The organism is Aureimonas glaciei, from assembly GCF_014643375.1.
Taxonomy (GTDB): domain Bacteria; phylum Pseudomonadota; class Alphaproteobacteria; order Rhizobiales; family Rhizobiaceae; genus Plantimonas; species Plantimonas glaciei.
Map to the genome: position 1 here is coordinate 1 of NZ_BMJJ01000007.1, position 26,262 is coordinate 26,262.

The 26,262-nt window shown below is 62.7% G+C and carries 32 protein-coding genes; 19 read left to right on the forward strand and 13 right to left on the reverse strand.

Translation table 11 applies throughout. The features are described 5' to 3' along the window. The 9 genes from IEX88_RS14525 to IEX88_RS14565 all read left to right on the forward strand — a co-directional run. Positions 1-510, forward strand: a 510-nt coding sequence (locus IEX88_RS14525) for a phage tail assembly chaperone (RefSeq protein WP_210319283.1), incomplete at its 5' end; no start/stop codon positions are given. Beyond that, a complete protein-coding gene (locus IEX88_RS14530; RefSeq protein ID WP_188851915.1) occupies positions 511-4,101 on the forward strand; it encodes a phage tail length tape measure family protein in 3,591 nt (1,196 codons plus the stop codon). It abuts the gene before it with no gap. Then, complete coding sequence (locus tag IEX88_RS14535; RefSeq protein ID WP_188851917.1) at positions 4,098-4,784, forward strand: hypothetical protein; 687 nt, start codon at positions 4,098-4,100, stop codon at positions 4,782-4,784. The genes IEX88_RS14530 and IEX88_RS14535 overlap by 4 nt, the downstream gene beginning before the upstream one ends. Further along, positions 4,784-5,371 (forward strand): hypothetical protein, encoded by a 588-nt coding sequence (locus IEX88_RS14540; RefSeq protein ID WP_188851920.1) that lies wholly within the window; start codon positions 4,784-4,786, stop codon positions 5,369-5,371. The genes IEX88_RS14535 and IEX88_RS14540 overlap by 1 nt, the downstream gene beginning before the upstream one ends. Next, positions 5,371-5,754: a DUF6950 family protein gene (locus IEX88_RS14545; protein ID WP_188851922.1), complete on the forward strand. Its 384-nt coding sequence runs from the start codon at positions 5,371-5,373 to the stop codon at positions 5,752-5,754. Before IEX88_RS14540 ends, IEX88_RS14545 begins: the two co-directional genes overlap by 1 nt. Continuing rightward, complete coding sequence (locus IEX88_RS14550) at positions 5,754-6,410, forward strand: hypothetical protein (protein ID WP_188851924.1); 657 nt, start codon at positions 5,754-5,756, stop codon at positions 6,408-6,410. The genes IEX88_RS14545 and IEX88_RS14550 overlap by 1 nt, the downstream gene beginning before the upstream one ends. A 527-nt stretch (positions 6,411-6,937) precedes the next feature. Next, positions 6,938-7,729 (forward strand): hypothetical protein, encoded by a 792-nt coding sequence (locus tag IEX88_RS14555; protein ID WP_188851926.1) that lies wholly within the window; start codon positions 6,938-6,940, stop codon positions 7,727-7,729. Positions 7,730-7,785: 56 nt separating this feature from the next. Then, positions 7,786-9,381: an SGNH/GDSL hydrolase family protein gene (locus IEX88_RS14560; RefSeq protein ID WP_188851928.1), complete on the forward strand. Its 1,596-nt coding sequence runs from the start codon at positions 7,786-7,788 to the stop codon at positions 9,379-9,381. A gap of 13 nt (positions 9,382-9,394) precedes the next feature. Then, positions 9,395-10,267, forward strand: a complete 873-nt coding sequence (locus IEX88_RS14565) for a hypothetical protein (protein ID WP_188851930.1) — start codon at positions 9,395-9,397, stop codon at positions 10,265-10,267. Between the two features lie 19 nt (positions 10,268-10,286). Here IEX88_RS14565 and IEX88_RS14570 read toward each other — a convergent pair whose 3' ends face one another. The 5 genes from IEX88_RS14570 to IEX88_RS14590 all read right to left on the reverse strand — a co-directional run bounded on the left by IEX88_RS14570 (position 10,287) and on the right by IEX88_RS14590 (position 14,164). Beyond that, positions 10,287-11,582: an acyltransferase family protein gene (locus IEX88_RS14570; RefSeq protein ID WP_188851933.1), complete on the reverse strand. Its 1,296-nt coding sequence runs from the start codon at positions 11,580-11,582 to the stop codon at positions 10,287-10,289. A gap of 136 nt (positions 11,583-11,718) precedes the next feature. Beyond that, on the reverse strand, positions 11,719-13,164 hold the full coding sequence (locus IEX88_RS14575) for a hypothetical protein (RefSeq protein WP_188851935.1): 1,446 nt from the start codon (positions 13,162-13,164) through the stop codon (positions 11,719-11,721). A 122-nt stretch (positions 13,165-13,286) separates the two neighbouring features. Then, a complete protein-coding gene (locus IEX88_RS14580; RefSeq protein WP_188851937.1) occupies positions 13,287-13,559 on the reverse strand; it encodes a hypothetical protein in 273 nt (90 codons plus the stop codon). Positions 13,560-13,731: 172 nt separating this feature from the next. Continuing rightward, on the reverse strand, positions 13,732-14,013 hold the full coding sequence (locus IEX88_RS14585; protein ID WP_188851939.1) for a hypothetical protein: 282 nt from the start codon (positions 14,011-14,013) through the stop codon (positions 13,732-13,734). Then, positions 13,988-14,164, reverse strand: a complete 177-nt coding sequence (locus IEX88_RS14590; RefSeq protein ID WP_188851941.1) for a hypothetical protein — start codon at positions 14,162-14,164, stop codon at positions 13,988-13,990. Before IEX88_RS14590 ends, IEX88_RS14585 begins: the two co-directional genes overlap by 26 nt. A gap of 143 nt (positions 14,165-14,307) precedes the next feature. Between IEX88_RS14590 and IEX88_RS14595 the strand changes: the two genes are divergently transcribed. The 6 genes from IEX88_RS14595 (at position 14,308) to IEX88_RS14620 (ending at position 17,376) form a co-directional block, all read left to right on the forward strand. Next, positions 14,308-14,451, forward strand: a complete 144-nt coding sequence (locus IEX88_RS14595) for a hypothetical protein (RefSeq protein ID WP_188851943.1) — start codon at positions 14,308-14,310, stop codon at positions 14,449-14,451. Positions 14,452-14,560: 109 nt separating this feature from the next. Continuing rightward, positions 14,561-15,628 carry an N-acetylmuramidase domain-containing protein gene (locus tag IEX88_RS14600; protein ID WP_188851945.1) on the forward strand — a complete coding sequence of 356 codons (1,068 nt, stop codon included), beginning with the start codon at positions 14,561-14,563 and terminating at the stop codon, positions 15,626-15,628. Beyond that, positions 15,625-16,143 (forward strand): hypothetical protein, encoded by a 519-nt coding sequence (locus IEX88_RS14605; protein WP_188851947.1) that lies wholly within the window; start codon positions 15,625-15,627, stop codon positions 16,141-16,143. Before IEX88_RS14600 ends, IEX88_RS14605 begins: the two co-directional genes overlap by 4 nt. Positions 16,144-16,146: 3 nt before the next feature. Further along, positions 16,147-16,461: a hypothetical protein gene (locus IEX88_RS14610; RefSeq protein WP_188851950.1), complete on the forward strand. Its 315-nt coding sequence runs from the start codon at positions 16,147-16,149 to the stop codon at positions 16,459-16,461. Further along, the gene (locus IEX88_RS14615) at positions 16,458-16,883 is read left to right on the forward strand and encodes a hypothetical protein (protein ID WP_188851952.1); all 426 of its coding nucleotides are present in this window, start codon (positions 16,458-16,460) and stop codon (positions 16,881-16,883) included. The genes IEX88_RS14610 and IEX88_RS14615 overlap by 4 nt, the downstream gene beginning before the upstream one ends. 184 nt (positions 16,884-17,067) lie before the next feature. Next, positions 17,068-17,376, forward strand: coding sequence for a hypothetical protein (locus IEX88_RS14620; protein WP_188851954.1), 309 nt, complete (start codon positions 17,068-17,070; stop codon positions 17,374-17,376). 83 nt (positions 17,377-17,459) lie between these two features. Here IEX88_RS14620 and IEX88_RS14625 read toward each other — a convergent pair whose 3' ends face one another. The 3 genes from IEX88_RS14625 to IEX88_RS14635 all read right to left on the reverse strand — a co-directional run bounded on the left by IEX88_RS14625 (position 17,460) and on the right by IEX88_RS14635 (position 18,369). Continuing rightward, positions 17,460-17,648 carry a hypothetical protein gene (locus IEX88_RS14625; RefSeq protein ID WP_188851956.1) on the reverse strand — a complete coding sequence of 63 codons (189 nt, stop codon included), beginning with the start codon at positions 17,646-17,648 and terminating at the stop codon, positions 17,460-17,462. A gap of 69 nt (positions 17,649-17,717) precedes the next feature. After that, the gene (locus IEX88_RS14630; protein WP_188851958.1) at positions 17,718-18,020 is read right to left on the reverse strand and encodes a hypothetical protein; all 303 of its coding nucleotides are present in this window, start codon (positions 18,018-18,020) and stop codon (positions 17,718-17,720) included. A gap of 85 nt (positions 18,021-18,105) precedes the next feature. After that, positions 18,106-18,369: a hypothetical protein gene (locus IEX88_RS14635; RefSeq protein WP_188851960.1), complete on the reverse strand. Its 264-nt coding sequence runs from the start codon at positions 18,367-18,369 to the stop codon at positions 18,106-18,108. Between the two features lie 323 nt (positions 18,370-18,692). On the opposite strand from IEX88_RS14635, the gene IEX88_RS27195 reads away from it, so the two are divergent. Beyond that, positions 18,693-18,881: an Rmf/CrpP family protein gene (locus tag IEX88_RS27195; protein WP_308423847.1), complete on the forward strand. Its 189-nt coding sequence runs from the start codon at positions 18,693-18,695 to the stop codon at positions 18,879-18,881. Between the two features lie 105 nt (positions 18,882-18,986). Here the strand turns inward: IEX88_RS27195 and IEX88_RS14640 are convergent, their stop codons facing one another. The 4 genes from IEX88_RS14640 to ligD all read right to left on the reverse strand — a co-directional run bounded on the left by IEX88_RS14640 (position 18,987) and on the right by ligD (position 21,739). Continuing rightward, complete coding sequence (locus tag IEX88_RS14640) at positions 18,987-19,502, reverse strand: thermonuclease family protein (RefSeq protein WP_188851962.1); 516 nt, start codon at positions 19,500-19,502, stop codon at positions 18,987-18,989. Beyond that, a complete protein-coding gene (locus IEX88_RS14645; RefSeq protein ID WP_188851964.1) occupies positions 19,499-19,783 on the reverse strand; it encodes a hypothetical protein in 285 nt (94 codons plus the stop codon). Before IEX88_RS14645 ends, IEX88_RS14640 begins: the two co-directional genes overlap by 4 nt. A gap of 95 nt (positions 19,784-19,878) precedes the next feature. Continuing rightward, entirely contained in the window at positions 19,879-20,076 is a 198-nt protein-coding gene (locus IEX88_RS14650) for a hypothetical protein (RefSeq protein ID WP_188851966.1), read from the reverse strand. A gap of 607 nt (positions 20,077-20,683) precedes the next feature. Beyond that, on the reverse strand, positions 20,684-21,739 hold the full coding sequence (ligD, locus tag IEX88_RS14655) for a non-homologous end-joining DNA ligase (protein WP_188851968.1): 1,056 nt from the start codon (positions 21,737-21,739) through the stop codon (positions 20,684-20,686). Between the two features lie 297 nt (positions 21,740-22,036). Between ligD and IEX88_RS14660 the strand changes: the two genes are divergently transcribed. The 3 genes from IEX88_RS14660 (at position 22,037) to IEX88_RS14670 (ending at position 24,629) form a co-directional block, all read left to right on the forward strand. After that, the gene (locus IEX88_RS14660; RefSeq protein WP_188851970.1) at positions 22,037-23,539 is read left to right on the forward strand and encodes a hypothetical protein; all 1,503 of its coding nucleotides are present in this window, start codon (positions 22,037-22,039) and stop codon (positions 23,537-23,539) included. A 74-nt stretch (positions 23,540-23,613) separates the two neighbouring features. Beyond that, positions 23,614-24,057, forward strand: a complete 444-nt coding sequence (locus IEX88_RS14665; protein WP_188851972.1) for a hypothetical protein — start codon at positions 23,614-23,616, stop codon at positions 24,055-24,057. 56 nt (positions 24,058-24,113) lie between these two features. Continuing rightward, on the forward strand, positions 24,114-24,629 hold the full coding sequence (locus IEX88_RS14670; RefSeq protein ID WP_188851974.1) for a hypothetical protein: 516 nt from the start codon (positions 24,114-24,116) through the stop codon (positions 24,627-24,629). 295 nt (positions 24,630-24,924) lie between these two features. On the opposite strand, the gene IEX88_RS14675 is transcribed toward IEX88_RS14670, so the two are convergent. Then, positions 24,925-26,160: a tyrosine-type recombinase/integrase gene (locus IEX88_RS14675; protein ID WP_188851976.1), complete on the reverse strand. Its 1,236-nt coding sequence runs from the start codon at positions 26,158-26,160 to the stop codon at positions 24,925-24,927. Positions 26,161-26,262 lie beyond the last annotated feature (102 nt).

Here is a 26,262-nt window from a genome sequence, read left to right on the forward strand (position 1 = left end):
ACAGGAAAGGGCCCGATCGGGCCCTTTCCTGTGTCGTGCCCTCTCGGACGCGTGGCCTGGTTTTACTCCGCCACACTGGCCTGGAATTGCTCCGCCGTTGACACGCGCCGCCGGCATGGTGAACCGATCGATCCGCGCCAAGACCGAGGCGACAGTAAAAAACTGACCAGGGTCGTCGGGTGGCTTCTCGCCAATCCCGCCGGCCCGACCAAACACAATCCCCAGCCGCGGCTTCTGCCGGGTCTGGGGGCATGGATTGACGCCTTCTGGGAGCTCTCGACTGAGCGTCAGATCGGTATGGGTTCCGGGCCGATCCCGTCTCATGCGATTGACCGATGGGCCGAAAGGCTCGGGGCCGAGCTCGGCATGTTCCGGGCCGCGGTCCGGGCCATGGACCGCGTCTATCTCGACCACATCAACACCCCAGCCGATGAGCACGCCGCTCGCCAGACTGTCTCTGACAGGCCGGTGACGACGGAGCTGATCGGCGCACTGTTCGGAGCCCGATGAATGGCTGACATCGCAAGCCTCGGGCTCTCAATCACGTCAGCGCCTGCCAAGGTTGCCGCTGCCGATCGGAACGTCTTGACCACAGCTGCGGTGGCGACCGAGGCGGCTGTCGAGAAGCTCGGCACCACCTCGTCCAAGGCTGCCCGCGCGAGCAAGGAAATCTCGGCCGCGGCGCGCGAGGCGGGGCAGGGGGCCAAGACCGCGGCCGCAGGCGTCACCGCGCTTGCCCAGGCGAACGACAACGCCACGCGCTCGATCGACAAGACCCGCGCCGCACTCGCCGCACTGACGGCCGCCGAGGCTGGGAACAACTCGTCCAGCCGTTCCATGCGGGCCGATGACGTCGCAGCCTATGGCAACGCTCTCGATGACCTCCGGGCGAAATACTCCCCGTTGTTTGCGGTCCAGCGCACGTATCTCGCCTCGCTCGACGACATCCGCCAGGCGCGCAAGGTCGGCGCTCTCAGCATGGCCGAAGAGGCCGCCGCAGTTCAGCGTCTGGATAGGGCCTATCTCGCACAGACGGCCGCGCTGACGGGCACGAGGGCGCAGACGCAGGGTGTGGCCACCGGAGTGGCCGCCGTGGGCTCTGCGGCGAAGCTGACGTCAAACCAGCTTCTGAATCTCAGCCGGCAAGGCAACGACACAATCACGATGCTCGCAATGGGCGCGCCGGTGTCTCAGGTGTTCGCGTCGCAGATCGGCCAGATTTACGGCGCGCTCGAAGAGGGTCCGGGCGGTCTTCGCGGCAGCCTGAAGGCGGCTGGCGACGGCATCATGGGCTTTGCCCGTGGCGCCGCCTCGGCACTTGGCCCCGGCGGCATGGTCATTGCCGGCGTCAGCGCCGCCACGGCTGCGGCGATCTATTTCACCGACAAGACCGAATCCAACCTCCTGAAGATCGACAAGGCGGCAAAGAGCTACGCGGAAACGCTGAAGGTCATCGAGCGTAGCCAGCGCGGGCTTGGCGCCGGCATCTCCTCCGTCGTGGATGAAGCGCAGCGGCGCAATCCTGCCGAGATCGCGGTCACCAACGCTCGGGAAATCCAGGCTCAGCGCGAGGCTCTCCGCGCAGCTCGCCAAAACGCACTGAACATCGATCCTGTCGACGTCGACATGCTGCCGAACGTCATCACCGACTTTCGGAACCTCTTCCGTGAGATCGGCGGGGCGGTCGCAGCGTCCGACCTCGATATGCTGGGCCGCGACTTCTACGAAGCCAGCCGGCCCATTGCAGACATCCGCACGGACATCGAGCAGATCCTGGCGAGCGAAGGCCTCCCCGGGTATCTACGCGACGCGGCTGAAAACATGCTCTCGCTGGTCAACTCCGGCGACGCGGCCCTGGCGAAGATCAGGGGCCTTGAGGAGGGCGCGGCGCGGCTTCGCCGGATGACTGCGCTTTCCGACATCGAAGCCGGCGGCGTCGATTTTCAGCGGTTCGTGCCGGGCGTTCGGACAGAGCGTGACGAGATCAATCGGGCGTATCAGGCGCGGATCGCGCCGATTTCTCGACTGGGCGGCGCTGATCGCGGCATGGCCGAAAGCCTGCTGAAGGCCGCCGACAACGATCGCCTGAAAGCTCTCGACGAGATCGGCCGCAAGGAAGGCGTGATCCGCCAAAAGCGCGAGCTCGACCTTCGGGCCGTCGGTGCGCGCACGGTAGCGGAACAGGCTCTGGTCGCCGAGCAGCAGAAGCGCCTAGAGCTATCCGGCTCGCTTCTGACGGACGCTGAGAAGGAACTGGCAGTCGCGCACGAGCGCGCGATGCTGATCGCTCAGACGAACAAGGCGGCCGAGGACACCCTTCGCTCCAGCCGGCAGCAGAACGCTTCGGCAGGTCTCCAGGGCTACCAGGCTGCGGCGCAGGCCATCATTGACCGCTACGCGCTGGAGATCGATAAGGCCAAAGGGGCGGAGAGTGCGGTTCGCGACCTCACGGCGGCCCGGAACCTCGATCTACAGACGCTTCAGCTCCAGACGCGGCGCTCGCTCTTTCAGCCCCAGCAGGACCAGCTTGCCAGTCTTGCGGCAGAGGCCGCGGCGATCGGCGCCTCGGACGACGTCCGGCGCCGGCTGATCGATGGCCTGAAGGTCGAGAACGACATCCGGCAGGCCGGCGTCAGCTCGACCGGGGCGCAGGCCGACGCCTACCGCGCCAACGCGGCGGCGCTGTCCGAATATGAAGACCGGGTGCGCAAGTCCGCCGGTGCCTGGGACGACGTCAAGCAGGCGGGCGAGAGCGCGATCGATGGGCTGGTCGGCAGCATCACGTCGGGCGATCTGTCCGGCGCGCTGAAGAGCATCGCCGATGATGTGGCGAAGACTGCGCTGCAGCTCGCCGTCGCGAACCCGCTGAAGAATGCGCTGCTCGGCACGAGCTACGGCACCATGGGCGACCTGCTCAATGGACCGGGCGCCGCGCCGACGCTCGGCGTGCCGGGGGTGCAGTCGACTGCGGCGATGAACGTGACGGCGGCCGTCGTGAACATCGGCGGTGTCGGTATGGGCGGTGCCGGCGGCGCGATCGAGCGCCTCCTGAACCCGGCCAACGGCAACGCGCCCGGCGGCGTGGCGTCGGCGACCCTTGGGAAGAACGGTCTCGTCCCGGTCAGCGAAGTCGCGGCCTATATCCAGCAGGCTGCCGCGGCGCGCGGGATTGACCCGAACATCGCGCTTCGGGTCGCGAAGTCGGAAGGCCTCGGCGAGGGCATCTGGCAGTCGAACTATGAAAAGAACGGCTATCGCGAGCCGTCCTATGGCCCGTTCCAGTTGCTCAAGGGCGGCGCCGGGACTGGCTTCGGCCAGGGCATGGGCAATGACTTCATGCGCCAGACCGGGCTGGATCCGGCCGACCCGCGGAACACGTTTCAAGGGATCGACTTCGCCCTCGATGGCGCGGCCAAGAACGGCTGGGGCGCATGGTATGGCGCGGGCAAGGCGGGCATCGGCAACAGGGAGGGATTGGCCGGCGCTCAGCCAATCGGTGTCAACCTGGAAGCCGCGGTCGCGAAGCTCGACGCTGCGGCTCCCAAGCTGGCAGCGTCTGCCGAGACCTTCGCCACCGACTTCAGCCAGTCAGCGAGCACGGTGACTTCCGGGCTCGGGCAGATCGCTGAAACGGTCGTTCCAGGCCTCGGCGGCGTGCTTCAGACCCTCATCAGCACCATTTCCAACGCCAGCGGCGGGGGCGGTGGCATTGGATCGCTGATCGGCGGCCTCGGCAGCATCCTGGGCTTCGCCTCCGGCACGGACTCCGCGCCCGGCGGCCTCGCCATGGTCGGCGAGCGTGGCCCGGAACTGATGAACGTCCCGAAGGGGGCGCAGATCATCCCAAACCATGTGCTCTCGTCGATGGCGCAGGCGCGAGGCCAGCAGCAGCAGCAGGCTTCGCAGCACAAGGAGGTGACGCTGGGCGTCAGGATCGACGAGGAAACCGGAACGATCATGCCCTACGTCAAAAAGATCGCCGACGACGCGGTCGAGAGCAAGCGCGGGTCGTTTGTCGGGCAATCGACGGCCGCCGCCACCCGGACAGTGCGCAACAACTTCGGCGGCATGCTGAACGAATACCAGACGAGGCGGGCATGAGCGATCCGGTCCTGACCTGGCCGTTCGAAGTCCTCACGCCGGCAACCATGTCGTTCAATATGCGAGCTCGCAACACGGCGGGCTCGCGCTCGCTGTCGGGCCTGTCGCAGGACATCGCGTCAGGCGCTGGCGGCTGGGTGGCGCGCTACAGCAAGGTCGCCATCATCGACCAGAACAAGGCGAAGAGGTTTTACGCGATCGCGGCCATGCTCCAGGGGCGGCTTAATCCGCTTCTCGTCACCCTCTACGACGAGAGGCGAGCTCCGTTCCCGGCCTCGCAGCCGAAGCCATACAAGTCGATACCCTTCAGCGATGGGGCGTACTTCTCGGACGGGGCGGGCTTCTACGAGGCAGTCATCCAGGCCGTGCTGGCGTCTGGGATGGCGCGGGGCGCGACCACCGCAACAATCATCATGCAGTTTGGTGGCGAGATCGAACCGGGCCAGCACTTCTCGATCGGGATGCGGCTTTATCGGGTCGTGACGGCTTCCTACTCGTCCGGACCGACGCAGACGGTGACCTTCTGGCCACCGGCTCGAGATGCCGCGTCCGCCGGCGCTGCTGTCGAGTTCGATCGGCCGGTCTGCAAGATGAAACTGGCGGACGACAACATGATGGACGTCGAGCTTGATCGCGACACCTGGGGCTATCCGAACGTCGATTTCATCGAGGATCTCTCCTGATGGCCGGGTTCTTCACGCCGGAGCAAATCGAGATCCTCAGCGCCTCAACGGTGCGGGTTGCCACCCTTGCCGAACTGGCCTTCGCTTCCGGGACCATGCGGCTGTTCGCAGGGGCAGGCGTGCGCGACTTCGGCGGTCAGGAGTGGCGCGGGCTCGGCGGGCTGATCTCGATCGACGGCCTCGGCGACATGCGAACGACGCAGGCGAACACCGTGAGCATCACGCTGTCGGGCGTTGACGAGGCGACGCTGCCAAAGGCGATCGGGGAGCCGGAAGAGGTCGTGGACCGGCTGATCGTGATCTACTGGCAGTTCCTCGACAGCGGGATGCAGCCGGTTGGTTCGCTGGTCCCCATCTATTTCGGGCTGATGCAGTCGCCATCCATCGACCGGAGTGAGGCGAGCGACGACGAAGGCGCCGTCTGCACGATCTCGCTGCCGTGCGAAGGGCTGTTCGTCGGCCGATCCAAACCGCCCCGCGGCCGGTACACGGATCGCGACCAGCAGGCCCGTCATCCAGGCGACCGCATCTTTGACCGCATGAGTGAGAATCGCGGGAAGGTCGTGCTCTGGCCGGACTTCGACTGATGACGCTCGCCGAGCACATTCGCGGGACGGCAGGCAAGACCTTCAGCCTCGTGGGCTACAACTGCGCTCGCTTCCCCGCCGAATGGGTGCTCCTGCGCACCGGTCGCGACCCGCTGGCGATCTTCGACGGGCTGCCAGGGTGGAAGTCGCAAGACCTCATCGCCCGCCGCCGAATGCTCGCCGCATTCGCGCGTGGCGCCCGCTCTGCCGGCTTGGTCAGGACCGACGAGCCGGGCATCGGAGATGTCGGTGTCATCGAGTGCGCCGGCAGGCACCGTTGCGCTATCCGCGGCGCGCGGGGCTGGGTCTTCTTCGACGAACACGGCGTCTCGATCGTGGACGACGCCATGACGATCACCGTTGCCGCCTGGAGCGTTCCCTGATGCCGCAAGCTTTAGGCCTTCTCCTCTTCACGATCGGCGCACCAATCGGCGTGGTGAATGCTGTTGCTATCGGGTTTGGCGCAACGCTGGTCAATGCCGCCATCGGCATCGGCCTCTCCTATGTCGCCAGCCTTCTCGCTCCGAAGCCAGAGGCACCCAAGCCTAGCGACGGCAAGACGAACATTGCTGAGCCGACCGCTCCCCGCGTCAGGCACTACGGGCAAGTGCGGGCCGGTGGCGTCATTGCCATCATCGAGCCGAGCAACGGCAAGCTGCACAAGATGGTTGTCACCGGGACAGACGAGGTCAAAGCCATCGTCGGCATCTACATCGACGATATCGCGGTGACGCTCGATGGCTCCGGCCAGGTGAACGAGTGGAAGGAGAGGGGCGAAAATGCAGCGAATCGCTTGATCGTCAAAACGCGCCTGGGCCTTCCCACCGAGACGGCATATTCCGAGTTGGTCTCTGCGTTCCCCGGCAAATGGACGACTGCACATCGAGGCGACAACGTCACGTCCGCCCTGATGATCCTTAACACGGGCAAGCCGGAGGACTTCAGCAAGCAGTTCCCGTCCGGGGCCAACACGACGATCAGCCTCATCTACCAGTCGTCGATCGTCTGGGACCCGCGCCTGGGAGCCTACAATGCCTGAAACTGCCACGCGGAAATTCTCCGAAAACGCCGCCCTCATCATCCTCGACTTCATGACTAGCAAATGGGGTTTTCGGCTTGATCGGTCGTGGGTTGAGAACGCCCTGCCGGACTGGATCGCCGCGGCGAACATCAGCGACCAAGCTGTCGCGCTGAAGGCCGGCGGCACTGAAGCGCGCTGGCGGCTTGGCATGTCCTACAACATGGCCGAGCGGCCGGTGGACGTGCTGCAGCGCATGCTTGACGCCTGCGACGGCGCGATCTTTGCCACACCGAACCAGGGGCTCGCGCTCAAGGTAGGGCAGTGGGAGGAGCCGACGGTGACGCTCGACGAAGACGCCGTAGTGGCATTCTCCGGGCTCACCAGAGGCGGCGACGTGCTGACGAGGGCCACGACCGTTCGAGCCCGCTACACGTCGCGTCCGCACAAGTATGTGGAGCAGGACGCCGACCCGTGGGTCGATGATGAGGCGGCTTCGGTTGCCGGCGAGGATGGGCCAGATCTCTCGCTGTTNGCCAGCGTTTGTCATGGCCGAAGGAAGCGTCGTGAAGGGCGTTCAGATCGAGGTCGCGTCAATGAGCGCGGCGGCCTACGCATGGAACCCGGCTACGGAGGAGGGGACCGCGCCGTTGGTGCCCGAAGAGATCGAGCCGGAAGAGCGCGATATTCCTGTGCCAACTGGGTTTACGGTCTCGCGGGTCAACCGCGTCGTCTCTGGCGTCTCTTTGGCCTTCATCCGTATGACTGCCAACGCGCCAGACTTCGGCGGCGACACGATCGTTTTCGAGATATCGACCAATGGGGGCGCGTCGTACGGCGCCGTGACAAAAGAGCGGTCCGCAGTAGAAGCCGAATATGGGCCGATGCAGGACGGCGTGACCTATTCCATCAGAGGCGTGATTGTTTCGGCGACAGGTAGGCGGGGGGCCGCAACAAGCGCCGTAAACCTGACGAGCATCTTCGGTCCAGAATTGGTCGTGAATGGGGCGTTTAGCACCGACACTGCATGGGACAAGCAGGCCGGGTGGACCATTGGCTCGGGCGTCGCAACACACAGCGGCGCTGGCGGCAGTATCTATCAAGCTGTCACGTTGGTCGCAGGTCAAACCTATTGCCTAAGCTTCTCGGTTACGGCGTATACCTCTAGTACAATGACTCCCTATCTCTCAGGCTCAACAACTGCTTCCGGCCCATCTGTTTCGGCTGTCGGCTCCTACACGCAGTATCTTGTTGCGCCTGCCGGATCAACAATTCTTGGCTTTGGCACAAGCGGAACAATGTCGATCGACAATGTCAGTCTGCGCCGGATCTCCGGCTGATCGCCCAACGCAATACAAGCATCCGCTTTTCGGCGGTATTTCCACTGAGGTGAAGCATGCCCAACGAACTCCGCGACCTTGCACGCGACATCTACGGCGTCGGGCTTCCGGGCGCAGCCGTGCGTCCAGACAAGCGACGCCTATCCGACGAGCTTATGGGGGCGGCAGATGTCGCCTTCTCGGCCGTCGACGCTCGTATCAACAGCGAGGTTTCGGCTCTTGAAGCCAGTCTCGATCAGGAGGTCGCCGCCCTTGAAGTCAGCATTGAGGCGGCTGCGCAGGGCCTGGTTCGCTTCCGGTTCTGGCCTGAACTAGCCGCGACTCCCGGAACCCGGCAAGGCCAACCGGGAGAGGTCACGATCGGCGGGTCGACCCACACCGACCCCATCTCCAGCACCTCCGTGGCTGACAAAGGTCGGTATACGTGGACTGGATCGGCGTGGGGCAGGGCTGGCGACCTGATCGACCCGGTCTCAATTCAAGCTGATATCGTCGCTCTGCAGTCTCAGGGCTATACTGCCCTTGAGACGCTAGATCCCTCCATCTCGGACCGCTTCGCCATTACCGATAGCGCCGGCCTGGAGATATTCTCGTATGAGCCCCCGGCTGTCGCAAACGCCGAACGCCTGAAGCAGATCCGGTCGCGCCTGCGCAGGATTAAGCAAGGAATGGGAGGACAGCTGAATATCGGCTTGATTGGCGATAGTTGGACCGACTCTGGCCCCATGTGGTCTTCGCACCTATCCGCAGCACTCAAGGCAGCTTATGGGAACGCGGGGCTCGGGTATCTCGGGTTCGGGTCGGGTGGCGCGATCGACGGCACCTACACGTCAACCGAGACGGGGACGTGGGTAGTGACAAACTACCTGAACCCCACGCCTGACACGTCGATCTTCACCTCTTCGACTGTTGGATCTCGGCGGCGAGTTACCGGCCCAGCGGCGCCAGTTATCAGCGCCGCGAAGCTCTTCTACATGGCCAGCGCTGACGGCGTGGTGCGGTATCGTTGGAATGACGGGACCTGGGCGGCCAACCTGTCTCTCGCGGGAACCGGTCTTAAAATCGCGGCTTTGACTGGCTTCCCGACATCGGGAGCGTGGTCGTTCGATGTCGAGGTCGTTTCTGGCACCGTGATCCTTGGCGGGGTTGAGTTCCAGTCCGCGGCGACTGGCGTCCGCGTTCACAAGCTCGGCAAGGCGGGTAGCACGGCGAAGCAGTGGGCGGCACTCGACGGGGCGCAGTGGAAGGCCGGCATGACATCTCTCGGGCTGCACGCTGCGGTCATCCTGCACGGCACGAACGACAACGGGTTAGCCTTCACTCCCGGCCAGTTCCGATCCGACCTTAATCAGATCGCGGATCGCTTGAAATCCGCAGTCAATACGCCAGACCTGTTTTTCGTCGCTCCCTTCGAGAACATGCTCACGGGGAAACCCTATCCGATGAGAGACCACGCGCGGGCGATGCGCGGCGTGGCAGACGAACAGTGGGGCGCGATGTTGAACCTCCAGCACGTCGTGGGGAGGTCTGTCTCAGACTACGACACGAACGCCGCCTTCCCGCTCATGCAGGACGCCGTCCACCCCACCACCGATTACTGTGGTCCCCTTATCGCCGACGCGGTTCTTCGCGTCATTGATCCTAGCCTTTGAAGGAGCCGGAACTATGGGCTTGATCCTCAGAACGCAGCTACCCTTCAGCACAGGCGACACGTCTCGCCGTAAGTTCAAGGTCGACCCGCTGCTCTACGGCGACACCGAAGGCGTCCGGTTCACGTTGGATTTGGAGAAATTTTCCTACTCCGGTACAGCCAACCCCGCAAACAATGCGCCGATGTTCGACCTAAGCGCGAACGAGAATGGCGTCATGAAAGTGCGCACCGGGTCGACCGTGACCCGTGCCGGAAATGGTTTCGCCTTTTACGGGACCGCTGCAGCTGGAGACTACGTCGAGATTCCCGCGAGCGTCGCGGCTGATATCCAAGCCTCGCAGAACTTCCTGATCGGCATGCACGTCAGATTGCCGACTGCCGCGGAGTGGATTTCCGCTGCTCCTTCAAATGCCCCCATTCTGACGTGGACGGACGCGGCCACTGGCTGGCCGACGGCTGAACTTCTGCATGTCAGCATGACGGCATACGGCGGGGTCAAGAGGATCAACTGGACTCGCCAGACGGCGGCCAACGTCGTCCAGGACGTCGGCCTGCCACCTGCAGCCGCGGATTTCGGGGGAATAGTTCAGCTCGGCTACTGGCGAAACTCGGCGGGCATCGGGTTCCGCATCAAGTCGGAGAACGGCTTGATCTCCGCCACCGATGTCCGCGGTGCTGACAATTCCCTGAACTTCAGCGCACAGAAGGGCAAGTTCGGAATCGGCCCCTCGAACTGGCAAAGCATCCTCTCAGGAGGGCCGAAGACGGCCAGTAATTTCCGGATCCACCGGCTGTTCATCGAAAACCTCGCCCGGTCGAACAGAGACCCGACTGCAGTCCTTGATCGCGATTACGCCCGGGCGAAGACGCGCACCGTCTTCTCGTAAGGAGGACAGGCGGACGCTCTTAAGCGGTCGGCGCATCAGCCGCAGCGGTGCGGGGTATGCGGCGGGAATATCCGATTGCCGCCTTCGCGGCTCGCTGGCAGGGGCGCTCTACCACGTGATAAAGCGCGACCGAACAGGCCGCGACGGTACAGACATAAAGTGCGATGAGCGCTCCCTCGGGAAGGCCAGCGAAGCTCGCTTCGTGCTGGCGGAACCAAGTCTGAATAAGCTGGTGCGTGAGGTAGATGGCGAAAGATATTTCGCCGAGGTAAACAATCGGACGGCGAGAAAGCAGCCAGCTGATGGGACCTTTACCTGACGCCAGCACAATGATCGCCAGAGCGCTCGGTATGGCTGGAACGGCGGCCATAATGGCCCAAAAGGAGAAGGCACTTGTCTCGGGAAGCATCTGCAAGATGCGGGGCAGGAAGATGGTCACGTCGTAAAAAAGTAGAGCCGCGGCAAGGGGCTCTGCGATCCATGCGACCAATGACGGTATATGTCGTCCCGAAAGATGTTTGACCCACAAGTGCCCGGCGCTCATTCCAAGCGTGAACTCGAAAAGTCGGGCGAGCGGAGATGTCATGACGAAACCCTGCACCACGGGGCCGGTCACGCCGGCTCCGTAAAAAGGGGCGTCGATCCACGATGCGTAGGCTGGCATGCTTAGAGCAATGATCAGAGTGAGTGGAAGCTTCCAAAACCAAGTCCGCTCAAATCGGTAAAGCAAGAGCGGAAAGGCGAGGTAGAAACCCAATTCAGTAGAAATGCTCCAGCTGACGGCGTTATAGCTGAAGAAGTAATCTCCAACCGGGTTCCAAGCTTGAATCAGCGCAAGATTTGCCAGAAACGGTCCCTGAACAATAGGGAACCCGATGGCCAGAGCAGCCATCAGTACGACAAAATGAGAAGGCCAAATGCGTGCAATGCGTTTAACGTAGAAGGCGCCTGTTTCCGCCCAGGATTTAAGCTCGCGGTTTGCGAATATAAGAATGAACCCAGATAAAACAAAGAATATGCTCACACCTTGTGAGAAGTCGGAGTTGGCAAAAAATTCTGCCGGAACACCAAGTGTTCCTCGTACGTGGTGGACAACGATAGTGGCTGCGGCGAAGAACCTAAGTCCCGTCAAGGCATCAAGCTTCTGCGTTCGTCCCATCGTCAGTCCATCTTTTGAGTGCAGTCGTTTATCCGCCTCAGTTGGACGCGGGGCAATGCTAGGGTAGCTAAAGGGTTTGGGATGTGTCGAGGTGGCAACACCAGACACCGTGCGCTCGAAATCATGTGAGGCTTGCGGCATCACTTCTGCGGTCACTTCGTATCGATATGGCAAGCCAGATCGTTGCCGGCGTGGCTCAGATCGCCAAACCCTGAACTCGCCTGTCGGGCAGGCGAAATGGGGTTCACTCAAGGTGATTAGGGGCGGGCAGTTGGTGCTTTGGCGGGTTCTTTCAATCGGCCTGGCGACGTCTTTCCGCATCGTCCATCTGCTTCTGCGCGACGATCGGAGGGGCCTGCCGCTGAAGCCACTCGGACAGGCATAACGCCAGAACTACGTACAGTGAAAGGGAGATTGCGACAGCCACTCGGCCGCTCATCGTCATCCTCGCCACACAGACCGCGCCGACAAATGCCAGCGGAAAGAGGAAAGCGAGAACAGGGAGGCCGAAGCGGGACTCCACCGCTGCGGTCCCGTAGACCCCACAGAAACCAAGAAGGAAGGCAACGCCGACAATGCCGACCTCCCATCGTTTGCGAACACTCAAAGCCTGCATGATCTTGACGGCGCCTATCACAGACAATAGCAGGACTGCGTGGTTGATGATCGAAATGGGCCATCTGAGTGGGGGCGTCAGGTCGCTCGTGTACGGGATGATGAAGTCCTGATCGAGGGCGCCGAAGAGGTGCAGGGTGACGGTCGCGAGACCCTGTAACGGGTGCATGAAGTACCAGTCGATCCGAGGCCAGGTCAGAGGTCGGCCGACTTGTAAGGGATTCTGGTAGAAAACATTCGCCGGCTGGGCGAAAACCTGAAGCTCGGGATTGTAGGTCACCGCAGGGAACCCCGGCGGCGTTAGCAGGGTGTAGTACTTGAGCGCGAGGACGCCGAGGCCCTGCTGCGTGGTACCAAGATCAACCACGGTAAGAAGATTGGTCGAGCCGTAGTAGTAACGGTTGTGGTACGCCTGTGGTGCCAGAATGCCCGCGAATACTACCGCTGATAACGCACCGGCAGCGACCAACCGGCCAAAGTTCTTCCGGTAGGAGACGGCTAAGGCTGCTCCCCATAGAGGGATCAGAAATAGGTTGGCCGGGCGAACCATTACAGAGTAGCCGAGCAACAGGGCACCAATAAGCACCAGCGAGAAGGTTGGGGCTCTCAAGACCCGAACCGCCACAACGGCAAGCCATAGAGCCAGCCCGATGGTGAGCCCGTCCGACATCGCGTGCGTGAGGTAGGCGGCGGCAAAGAAATTCGCCGAGAAGCCGAACAGCGCAGCTATACCGAACGTCCGATTAACCCTCGATATCTCCCAAGAGAGAGCCGCCGCCGCGCCAACGTAGATGGCGGACTGTACAACGGTTGCTGGAATACGGGGGTCAATCTGAAACACTCGCCCGATCCATACCGGCAGCACTAAGAACAGCGGGTAGCCGTAAGGTCGCACGTCCGAGTACGGGTAGGGTTCCATGACCCAATTATCGAGAAGTCCCGCAGCAGCTCGTAAAAAGCTGTCCTCATCCCCCAGGGGGACGAGTTGTACCGAAACAATCGAAAAAACCAGAATGTTGACGGCAAAGATCAGTACGATGCCGGCCATGAGGAACTCGATAGAGCTCCGCTCGCCGCCGACGAAGCCGCGCGTCGTGTCTCGGGGCGGTCGAAAATAAGTCATGACTATCCTCGCGCGAGCGCGCCATGCTCAGACTCCGCGTGAAAGCCGACCACCCGCAACGTCTCGGCCAGTGGGAGCGGGCGGTACCGTTCGTAAGCGGAAAAGGCTCTGTCTGATAAAATTCAGCGGCTGATCCGCTCAACCCAGGCCGGTACCGGCTCGTTGCGTACGAGATTCGCCCGGCTCTGGGAATAATGGACATTGACTGAGCCGCAGGTAGGGCATGGTGCCTTCAGCGATTCATAATTCGCGTTGGTTAGAGGCACGTCGCCCCGCTCATCCTTGATCAGTTCGAACAGGTTGGCGGGCGCCTCGCTCGAACAAGAGCGGCACTCGATCATCAGCGTGCGTTCGCGCTGTTTTAGGTCTCGGATCGTATCGACTGCAGAATTCATCGGCCACCTCCGCGGCCAACACTGCCCGATCATACTCTTCGAGCCAACCCCACGGCCTGCTTCGGCGGGCCTTTTCCCACGCGGCTGCCTGTCATGTTAAAAGGAGATTAGATGGACGTCCCTTGACGCGGCAATGCCAGAGCGATGCCGCGCGCCGTCTTCTCGTAAGGGATCACATTCCGCCGTCTTGGTTTGCTATCAAGTATTCCTCGATCTCATCCGGGGTGGGGTTTCGAAATTCAACCGCTCCACTCAACCGACGCCGCATCACCACCCGGCCAGAGATTTTCTCGCCGTCAACGATGGCGGGCCTGATCGTGGGCACGTAGGCACGCCATTCAGCCGATACCGCCAACATGTTCCTGATCATCCTCTGCCCTCCAGGCGTATGAGTTCGGCCGCTTTGCAGCACATCAGGAGGATACAGCTCACCACGCCCGATCGAAAAATTCACCCACCGTCTCTTCGCGGACGCGGTATTCGCGTCTGCCGCCATTGATGCGGGTCTGGGAGCACGGCGCCAGAAACGTGTGCAATTTCCCGTCGATGTCGCGGAAGATCAGCGGCGGGAAAAGCATGTCGGTCCATTCCTGTTCGGCGTTCATCGCAATCCCTCATTGGTGGCTTCCGCCAGCAGTGATGCAAAGCCACTGCGCGGTCAATACCACCCTTAACCGCCTATCTAAGCCAAGCCGCAAGCTCTGATTAATGCTGTCCATTTCCCCTTTTCCTGTCTGGAGGTTGACCCATGCCCCTCACCAACGACGAAATCAAAGCTCTGCTGGAAGCCGTCAAGGTCCTGGCCGGCGCGCTCGACCGGCAGATCCCCGCTGGCGACACGCCGCCGCCCACCACGTCGATGTGGCCGAATGATTGGACATCAATCTGGTAGGCTGAAGCGCTCCACTCGATGACCCCAGGCTCGCTCACGCGGGCCTTTTTCTTGACCGCAAGGCGCTCCTCACCGGGCGCCTTTTTTCATGCGCCCATAGGAGGCACCCATGACTGACTTCCGAGGATTCAAAGGCGCCGCGAAGCCGCTCGATGACATCGATCTGCCGAAGCTCGGCGCGCGGGTCAGCGTCGGCGAGGACGAGATCCACGCCGTCATCGATGTCGAGGCATCGGGCGGCGCCTGGGACCGGCAGGGGCGGCCGAAGATGCTTTTCGAGCCGCACGTCTTCTATCGCAACCTCTCCGGCGCCGCGCGCGACAAGGCTGTCGCTGTCGGGATGGCCTATCCGAAGTGGGGCACCAAGCCTTATCCGGCCGACAGCTATCCCCGACTGCTGCAGGCGATGGCGATCGATGAGACAGCAGCGCTGAAGGCCGCGTCGTGGGGCCTCGGCCAGATCCTCGGCGAGAACTTCGCCATGGCCGGCTTCGCTTCACCGCAGGCGATGGTCCTTGCCTTCCTCGACGATGCCGAGGCGCACCTCGAGGCGATGGTCGCCTTCATCATCGCGGCCGGGCTCGACGACGACATCCGCCGGCACGATTGGTCCGGCTTCGCGCGCGGCTACAATGGGCCCGGCTACGCCAAGAACCGCTACCACCTGAAGCTCGCCACGGCTTTCGCCAAGTGGTCGAAGATCAAGGACACACCCTGGTCGGCTGCAGACGCGGTCACGGCGGCGAACGACAATGCGGCGATCGATGCCTCGCCGGTGGCGCTGAGCCGCGGCGACAAGGGCGATGCGGTGAAGGCGCTGCAGGTGCAGCTGCGCGATGCCGGGTTCTATACCAGCAGGCTCGACGGCGACTTCGGCGCCGCGACCGAGGCGGCGGTGCGGGCTTTCCAGAAGTCACGCGGTCTGACGGTCGACGGCTGGGCCGGGATCAAGACGGTGGCGGCTCTGTCGGCCGCGCTGCAGACGGCGCCGGTCGTAGTCGCCGCCCCAGCGCCGGTCATCGCGGCCGAGCCCTCCATGCCGGTGACTGTTCAGCCCCCTCCGCCGACCACCGCAATGTCGCCGGACGCACCGATCGGCACGCCGCAGCAGTATTTCACCCTCATCCAGGCGATGGCCGCTGCAGGCATCGCCGCCCTCGAAAAGAAGGCCGCATGACAATGTGGGAATCGTTCTGGAACACGACCTGGGAGATCCTCGGACCGTTCTATGCCGCGGTGCTGCCGATCGCCGCCTCGGCCGTCGTCGGTTACCTGGTGAAGCTCTACCGCGACAAGACCGGGCAGGAGGTGAACGCCATCTTCCGAGAAGCGCTGCAGGGTGCGATCACGCGGACGGCCAACGCGATCGTCGTCAAGGCGGGCGGCGCCGCGGCACTGAACGCGCTGCCGGCGGACGCCCTCGACCTCGGCGTGCGGATGGTGAAGGAAGCCGTTCCCGAGGCGGTGGCGCACTTCGCCAGGGAAGGTCTGACGGACGAGAATATCGCGTCGAAGATCCTGCCGCAGGCGGAGGCAATCATCGCGGCCGCGCCTCTCGCGCCGGCGGCGATGGAGATCGCCAAGCATGTCGAGCAGGCTTTGACGGATCCGACCAAGGTCGCCCCCGATATCGGGAAAGTTCTCGACCAGATCATCCGCAGTCTGCCGCCCCGAGCTTCCGGCAACGGGTGACGCATGAACGGTGATCGCGATAGGGAGAACGCGAGCCTCCCCGAGTTCCTGGCCTTTGGCCAACTGCCTGGGCCGACGAAAGAGTTTTTCGGCCAGCTGCGTCCGGAGGAGGTCGACACGCTCAAGAAGCTGTCTCGGCTCGGCCCGGAAGAGCAGGACCAACTCTTCCAGGCGATCAGGCTGGCACATTCCTTCATCACCGCTGGCAAGGCGGCGAAGTGGCTGATCATCACCATGGTCGGCACCTTCATTGGCTTCATGCTGCTGGCCGAGAACATCCAGAAGGCATTCGCCTGGTTTCAGGGAGGTACGAAATGAGACGGGCCCTGATCTTCGCCATCTGCAATGTTGGGGCTGCCTTGCTTGCGATCTGGGCTGCGGATCGCAACCCCGCGACCGAGACTGTGTCAGTGACGATCGCCCCGGCCTTGGTGTCCGCCGGCGGCGACGCGGAGGTGCGCTACATCTACCAGCGTTTCCGGCTATGCAATCGCCGATCGGTGCAACAGGTGGCTGACGCCGGAGGTCGAACCTTCCAGATCGGCGAGACCGAAAGCCCGCCGTATGTCGGACGGGTCCAGGGCACGGCCGGGACGTTTGTCCAGCCGTTCCGGGTGCCGCTGGCCGCTCAGCCTGGTGCCGCCGTCTATCGTGTCGACATCCGCGACTATTGCAACCCGATCCATCGGCTGTGGCCAATCCACAAGACGATCGAGGCGCCGTTCATGATCGCGCCGTGACCAGGCAGGGTGAGCAGCATCTTCAATCTCGTGCCCGTTCTGGTCGAGCCTTACTCACTCGCGTGGGGATTATTTTGAGACGATACGAGCTTTCCGCATGTCGCATGAACACGCCGAGTGATTGCTTCCCGAGGAACGGAAAGCCGTCCGCCGGGTTCTCAGCTCACTCATATTGGAGAAATTCATGCGCATGTCCTTCAAAGCAGCCGCCGTCGCCGTGGCTCTCATGACCGCGGGTCTCACCGGCACGGCAGCTCCTGCAATGGCGCGAGACGGCATCTCGTCGGGCATCGTCCTTGTTCACGACACGGGGCGCCGGCATAGCCATGATCGTGATCGCTACGAGCGTCGCCATCACCGCGGTGGATACGACCGTCGGGATCGCCACGACCGTCGAGATCGCTATGAGCGCCGTCATTCGCGGCATGACCGGGATCATCGTCGAGATCGCCGTGATCGCCGGGACAACGACATCGTCATCCGCCTGCGATAGGACATTCGAGACTGGCGTATTGAAGCCATGTCGAAGCCGCCGTCTCCCTTCACCGGGCGGCGGCGGCTTTTTGCGTTTCAGCGTTAGGTGGTCGATTGTTCGGCGAGCGCTGTGAAGTAGGCCGCCTCGGCTTCTGCTCGCGCCCGGCGCCGTGCCTCGTCGATGGGTACATCCTCGGTGATGGCGATCAGCTGCGCGTGGAACTCGATCGTCTCGCGTTCAGCCTCGTACTCGGCCTCGGGGTTCGGGTCGTAGAGCGATCTGAGGGGCATGGTCTCACTGCGGCGTTGCTCCGATGGCATCGTCCAGGTCGCGCTCAACCGGTGGCGCAGACAGGCGCCTCAAGGCGTTCGTTTCTTCATCTGCATCGCGTCCGCGAACGCTCCGGGAGACCGGACCAGATGCGCCATGACCGAACGATCTTCCGTGTAGGCCACATACGCTGCCGAAATCGCATCGACGCTGCGCTGCCCGAAATTGGGATGTCCCTTGTGGAGGTGCCCGTTCTCGACGAACGTCATAATGTCGGCGGAGAGCAGGGGCCGGCCTTCGATCTCCAAGACGTTCCGGATGACGGTGACGGCGTTTTTCCCCAGCCCAGAAGGGGCGATCGGCTGACTACCCTTCTTGACGATCTGCTGCACCCTTGAGGTGGTTACTCCATGGTCTCGGGCAACGGCCGACATGGTCTCGCCCGCCTCGACGCGACGGACTATATTTGCGTTTCGCCTAGTCGTCGCTTTCAGGTTCGGGTGCATTAGGTTGGTCTGTCCACTCGGCGCGATAGACGTCCGCTTGGGTGCGCCAGTGCGCCAAGATCCCCTTCAAATGGTTGTGCGCTAGGTCGATCATCGCTGCGGCGACGTCGGCTTCGGTCCACCCGGCTGCGACCGCCTGCCTCACCAGATCCTGGAAGGCCGGCTCCAGGCTGAGCTGGCACTCCAACGCGCGGTCGGGATGGTCTTCGGGAAGACGCGGCAAGGAGATGATCATCGGCGAACCCCATACGTTGCAGGGTCAATCGTTAGCCCGATCTTGTTCGACCCGCACACTGAGCACTTTATGCCCCATCTCTGGTTGATGTGACAGCGGTCGCGGCCCCACAATTCGATAGCCTTCTCCAGGTCGAGGTTCAGCTCCCGGCCGCATAATGTCTCGGTGCACTGAAAACTCAGACGGTCGCCGGCGTCCGGCATGTCGCAGGGCGTGGCGCTGAGAGATCGGCTTTCAGCCAACTTCCTGTTCTGTATCAGGTGGATAGGTTGGCACATGTTCACTCCCTCAAGATTAGCTGGAAACTGTAGAAGGACTTGAACATGGACGGCAGTCGGAAGATCGAGGGCGCACGGGCGTTCAACCGTGGCATCGAGAGGGATCGCTGTCCGTACGCTCCGGGTTCCGCTCCGTTTAAGGAGTGGGTCGAAGGATGGAAGCACCAGAAAGCCGAGTTCGAGAACAGGCTCGAGTATGAGCGCCACGCGCTGCAGGTGGCGAGAGCGAGCTGAGGCTCGATTGCGGATTCAGTGCTAGAGCGATGTTCAGACGCTATTGAACCAGGTTTCGACGCGACGGCTCCGCGCGGGGGACCATGTGCGGCAGAGGCCCTCGATCTAGCTCCGACACCAGCGGTTTCCGCTGTTCGGCCAGTTCTGCGCTAGTCCTTCGCGGATGAGCACCGTGCCGGCGTCGCGCCCGTCGGCCAGCCGAAACTTCAGGAGCTGGCGACTAAAGTGGTCGTTGCGTCCGCGCTCCGCAGTGAAGCCTTCGCCGAGCAGTTCTGCAAGCCGCTGTTTCGCCCTCTCGCCGGTCCTGCGTTCCGCTGAGCATTCCGGTTTGCCGATCTCCGGCGCGTCGACGCCTTCCAGTCGCCACTGGAGGCCCTCAAGCCACCCGCTGTCGCCGTCGATGACGCAGGACCCGCTGGGCGGCGCATGGCGGCCGTTCGTGCATAGCGGCATCGCGATACGCTGAGCGTTCCCCGCGGGCGCCGGCGCCCGGCTGCCGGCCGGCGCTGGACGGATCGCGTCACCGAGCTCGCCCAGATCCAGCTGCTGGAGGATCGATGGGCCGAAGACCGCCACAAGAGCGACGACGGCGACCAGTTTCCAGATGCCCGTAAGCCTCATGCTCTCCCCTCGGCTTCTGCCTCGAGGAATTCCGTCAGCACCAGCAAGCTCCGAATGGCCGCCCGCGGGTCGCCGCCACAGATCGCGAGCGCCTCGTCGATCGACGCTTCAATGTCGCCTCCAACCTCTTGCCAGCCCAGATCATCGCCGCCGCCCCTCGTTGAAGCCATGCGAGCAAAGTCCGCGGTACCGTCGCTCACCTCGCGGGCAAAAGCGCATAGCGCGGCTGCCAGATCGCTAGCCGCTTGGTAGTCCGGACCGGACGTCTCGAGATGTCGCATCGTCCCGCACGTCGCCGACCACAGCGCATGGGCCTTCCGAAGGAGCTCGTCGCGCTCGGGAGAATAGAGGGCTTTGCGGCGCTGCGCCCGCCGGCTCACCGCAGCCGGCGCCGGACATAGCCTGCCGATGTTGACGCCCGCGCCTCGGCTGCGATCGCATGCTGGCCGCGGACCAGGCCCAGGATCGCAGAGCGCAAATCGCCGCCGGCCGCCGCGATCACCTCGTCGACAACGCTGTCGAAACTTTCATCGACGGTCACCAGCGGCGCGGACTTCGGGGACATGTGGGACATGTGGCTCTCCTGATTCTCCGCCGGATGGTGCCACCGCAGGAGCAGGATAAGAAGACAATGTTCCTATTTTGTTCCAGATATGGACGGCTGTCCACAAGCGATCTTCCCGGTAAAGCGACCCTCTAGTGGCTTGTCTCGCCAGCCAGATTTTCCGGCACCCGGATCGAGGCCGCCGTGACCAATACGCTCCCAGCCCTCTCGGTAGAGCTCGATATTGTAGCTCTTCGGCTGCAGCCAGTACGATACCTTTCCCTCGCCGTTCTCTCCCCTGTGGGCGCTTTCGCGAACCTCTCTGGGGACCATCACGTAGGTCTTCGGGGCGCGGTCGGCGACCGGTCACGATGATCCAGAAGTCGCCCATTATCTTGTCGAGGGACGTTCCCAGGGGCACAGGATTTAGCTTGCTCAGGGTCTTGATCTGGATGCCGAGCATGCGCGAGGCATCCTCATTGTAGATTATCAGATCGACGCCCCGTGCATTTCGTGCGGTCGGCATGCAGTTCCATCCTCGTAGCGATAGCTCGAGGCAGGTGTGATAGAGGCCGACGTTTCCGACGAGTTGGGGGTTGAGCTTTGTCATGCTGAGCCTGCGAAAGAGAGCGACCAGTCAGAGCTCGAGCACGGCGCCGGCGTCGGCATCGTCGCGCAGCCCCTTGAACGAAGCGTGCCGCAGCCGGCCGTCGTTCGTCCAGGCGCGGAAGTCGATTTCGGCAACGAGATCCGGCCGAGCAAAGACGAGGCGCTTGCTCTGACCGGGCGGCAATGGGGCCGCGGGCTTCGCGATCTTCAGCGCGTCGAGCTGCAGTTTCAGCGCTTCCGCCGTCTCGTCGCTGAAGCCGGTCCCGACCGATCCGACAAACACCAGGTCACCACCGCGTCGGGCCGCCAGCAACAAGCTGCCTATCGCGCCGCGCATGGCCGTCGAGGGTTCATAGCCGAGGACTGCGAAACTCTCGCGCTGGACGCACTTGATCTTCAGCCAATCGCCTTGGCGCCCGGATCGGTACGGCCGATCGCGGTGCTTGGCAATGATCCCCTCGAGCCCGTGCTGGCACGCCGTCTTCAGCAAGGCGGCCCCATCGGCTTCCACTTCTTGCGATAGGCGGATGTCGCCCGTCTGGCCGGAAAGGAGATCCTCGAGCAGGTGGCGGCGCTCGGCGAGCGCCATGCCCGAAAGGTCCATCCCGTCGAGATATAGGAGATCGAAGGCGTAGAGGATGGCTTCGCTGGCTGATCGCTTGCCGCCGCGCCCGCCGAGAGCCTGCTGCAAGGCGCCGAAGTCGGACCGGCCCTCATCGTCGAGCACGACCGCTTCGCCGTCGATAATCAACGTCGATGTGTCGAGCGCGCGGGCAGCGTTCGCAATGGCAGGAAAGCGGTGCGTCCAGTCGTGTCCGCCGCGCGTGAGGATCCGTACGCCCGCGGGCTCGACATGGATCGCCAGGCGGTAGCCGTCCCATTTGATTTCGAAGGACCAGTCCGGACCCACAGGCGGAACCGCTGTGAGGACGGCCAGGCAAGGCTCGATGCGCGACGGCATGAGGTCCAGCGGCAGCTGTGGCTGGCGGGGGTCGCGAACCGGCTGCGCAGGCCCACGCAGCTCTGCCGCCGCCTGGTGGCGCAGAGGGACGACTTGGCGGGAACGGGGTGGTCGCTTGGCCATTCCTGCATTTGGCAGGCCGACCGGTTAAATTCTCGTAGCGGGATCGCGACTTAGACCGACTGCGACCGCGATGCCTGCGGCACCGGGAAGGCAATAAAATGTGTGCCTGCCTGGATCGGGCGGTAAGACTTCCACGTAAGGTAACCCTATGGAAAAACTGAGCTGAATCTGTTCGTGATGGAGCATTAAGGGGGCCCGGCAGAGGCGCGGGTGTGTAGCCACGCTTTGAATTTCTGAGATTGTGTTAATAAAGCGTTATGTTACAGCTCAGTAGTTACTTAGCTGGGGGGCGTTCATATGAGCTCGATGTGGTCGTTCTTGGGTGGTCGAAGTTCCAGCGGGGACCGCGCCATAGAGCAGGATCCATCTGGCGATGCACTGGCTCCGCAGCCGATCGAGGAGCCACAACGCCCTCAGCGCAGCTCCGGCCCGCTCGACAGCTTGGGCCAGCGCAACGAGCTCTTGCGCGTACGCTTCAGTCAGATGATTGATCGGTTGGAAGATCTGAAGTCACTGAGTGACGACTTCAATATGATCATCGAGCCCATCGAAGCCATTGCCGTGGAGCTACCGCAGGCAAAGGCTCGGGTCATGGAGACCCAGGCAATGCTGTCTCGCGAGGTGGAGACGAGCCAGATTCTGCGCCGGGAGGTGGATGAACTAACAAGCCGTCTCTCCTCCGTCTCCGGCGAACTGGCGTCTGTCGACAGCCGGTCGCGAAAACTCGAAGCGCAGATCAGCGAGTATGAGTCGGCTCTTGATGAGCACCGCATTCTACTGCGAGAGAAAAACCTGCTCGTCGACAACGTCGAGCGGCAGTTGGCGGCGGAAGTCGAGCAACATGCGTCGACTGCAGCTGAGCTCGCCCTGCAACGCGCCGACAGCGAGGCCATCGAACAATCCTTACAGCGCGCCGAAGCCGCAGTTCAGCGTGAGTCGGAGCAGCACGCGATCCATGAGCGTGAAAGCCGGCGCCTTCAGCAGCTTGCCGGTGAGCAGATGGCAAGGATCGCTGATCTAGAGACTCGCCACAATGAGCTGGCTGACCAGCGGCAGATCAATCTCCAGACTATCGCAACTCTGGAGGCGCGTTTAGTCGAAACCGAGCTTGCCCGTCAGAAGAGCGCTAACGAACAGGACGGGGCAATCGTTCAGCTCACGGCCGATCGCTCGTCCCTTCTTTTGAAGCTGGATGCCGTAACTGCACGATTGACATCAACAGAGCAGATCCTCTCCGGCGTGCGCAGTCAGTTTCGGGAAAAGGACGAGGCACTCCGTACCGCCGAACGAAGCCTGAAGGAGGCGCTACTGGAGCGGATCACCGCAGATCGTCGCGTCGAAGCTGTTCGAAGTGAACTTGCGCATCACGTTGACCAACTGGGCGAAGCGCACCGCCTGCGCAATGAGTTTGAGGAACGGTGTGAAATGCTAGCCAAGGCAATGGCGGCAAAAGACGCGACGCTGGAGACGAGTCTCGCGAAAGCTGCCAGCTTGGGCGACCGCCTGGAATCTCTGACAAAGCGTTACGAAAATGACCGGATGGCGCAGGATGCGGCCGGGCGTCGTCTGATTGAGGAACTGGAAAGCGAAAAGGCCGAACGGACCTTGGCGCAGGGAGCATTGGAGATTGCTCGGGAAAACCGTGTCGCTCTGCAGCGTCAGAACGAGACGCTGAAGCGAGCGATCCGCGCGTTGCAGACACAAGGCGATCCGGCCGATCTTCGGCAGCTTTCTTCTCAATCGTTCGAACAGCACACCAACGTGAGTTTTCTGGCCCAGCCCGATAATCGGGCTGAATAAGGCCTTGGGAGAGGTATCGGCAGCCGCGCGGCGGCAGGCGGGTGCCGGCGGGGAACTTGGAAGGGAGATGAGTGATGTCATCAACAATTGAGCTCGAGGCGGATAAGTCTTGGCCGATACGCGGTCCTGTAGACATCACTCGGGGTGAGGTTGCCAGGGATAAGGCACCGGCACTGCATGCCGTTGCCACCAGGGAGACTGCGGCTGAGCCGAAGTCTGAAGAGCCGCGTCGTGACTGGGCCGCCGCGCTGACGCTGGTTGAAGAAGCTTCTCAGGCCATCCGCATGAGCGACGAGCGGGTCGCCGAGCTGGAACGCCTGTTGCAGACACAGTCGCTGCAAATGCGGGAAGATCTGCTGATGATCCAAAATCAGCTGCAGAAGGCGCAGCGGGAGGTGGCGGCTGCGCACCAGCAGGCTGCGGCAGCGGAAGCCCGAGCCAGGGAGTCGGAGGAGTGGCTCATGCGCTTGAACGACGCTATCACGGACGGTTTTGGCTCTCTTCCCAGGCGGGATTGAACCCTCAACAGAGGTCGGTCGACATGGCCGCAAGAAGACGGCTCTGGAGGAAATTGATGGATCACGCAATCAACGCCGTTTTCGAACGGTTCAAGTCCACCGAGGATCCTGCTGCGTCGATCACTTCTATGTCCGATTCCCGAGCGCGCTCTACGTTCGCACAGCCGTCAATGGCACTGGCCGCCATCAACGGTGGGGCCATTCCTCGGACGGGAGTCGACGGCGAATCCGCCCTAAGGATGGTCGAACAGGCGGCCGACCTGATCAAGGAATACGAACGGCGGTTCGTAAACATCGAGGCCGATGCCCGGTCCTTCATGTCGCGTATCGAAAGAGACCGCGTAGCTCTGACCACCAAAATGGAGGAGCTGCAGGATAAACTAGAAGAGAGCGAAACCAACGCGCGCTCATTGGAGGGGGCGTTGCGGTTGTCCAGATTAGAGCTGGATGAGGCACGGTTGAAAATCAAGATGCTGGAAAACCGGTTCAACGAAGCGGTTTCAGAGCTGTTCCAGTCCTCCAGCTATTTTCAGATCATCCAAGATAAGCTCGGTGGGCTCAAAAGTCTCTAAGCGGCAGGTGGCCCGCCATTCGTTGCTTGGAGGCTTTGCGAGAGCCCCCTTGCAGCACAGCGGCAATCGCAACTTCCAGCCATTGAAATCAACCTGCTGGCCCGAATTCCTAATCTGAGGACTGGTGAGCTTCCTGTTGGCGAAACTCGGTGCGGAAGGTAAGGCTGTCACCGGTAATTCGCCAATGGCATAAATGGCCCCCAATTTCCCCGCACCGTATCAAAAGACTGATTGGCGGCAAGGAAGTAGGTTAGTCTATTGCTACACAGCCGGGGTTGCCACCATTTAAGATCACCTACCTCCTAGGCATCGGTATCAGATCGGCCGCCGGCGCCTGATCGACCATCAGCAGATCGGCCCACTCCTGCGCCAGTTCAATCCGTCGATCGAGATAGGCCGCACGGTTGTAGGCGCGTTCGACGCGGTCCTTCGGCACATGTGCGAGCATCAGGTCGATCACGGCTCTGTCCGCGGGGAAGCGCTCGTTCATCACCGTCGAGAAGGTCGCACGCCAGCCGTGCGGGACGTGGCGGCTCTGATAGCCGGCCCGGTTCAGCAGATAGCCGATCGCGTTCTCGCTCATCGGCCGGTGCGCGTGCCGGGTGTTCGGGAAGACGAGGGGCCCCGCGCTGTTGAGTGTGCGTAGCGCGGCGATGGCCTCCACCGCCTGGCGGGAGAGCGGCACGATGTGGTCGCGGGCTTCGTCGTCCTTGTGGTGCAGCCGCATCTTCATGCGCTCGGCCGGGACGCGCCAGAGGGTCTGACCTTCACCGACGCCCTCGAACTCCGGCCAGGGCGTGGTGATCAGCGAGCCTGGCCGCAGCGCGGTCAGCGCCAGCAGCCGCAGCGCCAGCTTCGTCGTCGGATGCGCCGTCTGGGCGTCAGCGTCGCGGATGATCTGCCGCGCCTTCTCCAGGCTGGTCACCGCCGGCTGCCGGCTCTTTCGGATCGGGGCGAGGGCCCCCTTAACGATCGCGGCAGGATCGGCCTCTGCCCGGCCCGACGCTATGGCGAACACGAACACCGCCGACATGCGCTGCCGGACCCGATGCGCGGTCTCGATCGCCGGGCGCTTCTCTATCGCCCGAAGCACCCCCAGCACGATTGGGGGTGTCAGGTCTTCGATGGGGGTATCGCCGATGGCGGGGAAGACGTCGCGCTCGAGCGAGCCGATCACATCGCCGGCGTGGGTCTTCGTCCAGGTGCCGCGGTTCAGCTCATACCATTCCCGTGCAATTCCCTCGAATGTCGGCGCCCCTGTCGGGTTCGCTGACGCACGTTTGGCAGCGGCCGGGTCCATTCCCTCACGGAGCAAGCGTTTCGCTTCCTCGCGCTTTTCACGGGCAGCGGCAAGTGTGATAGCCGGGTATGGGCCAAGCGACAGAAGCTTCTCTTTCCCGCCGAAGCGGTACTTCAGGCGCCAGAGCTTTCCTCCGGTCGTGGTGACGAACAGGTGCAAGCCGCCTGAGTCGGCGAGCTTGTAAGCCTTCTCGCGCGCCTTGGCGGTGCGAGCCGCAGTGTCGGTCAGCACGAAATACCCCCACTTTTCATCGCATACCCCCAGAAGCACCCCCAGACGACCCCGAGTTGTCCAGTCATATGGCGAATGACTACGGGCAAACTATGCTGCTGG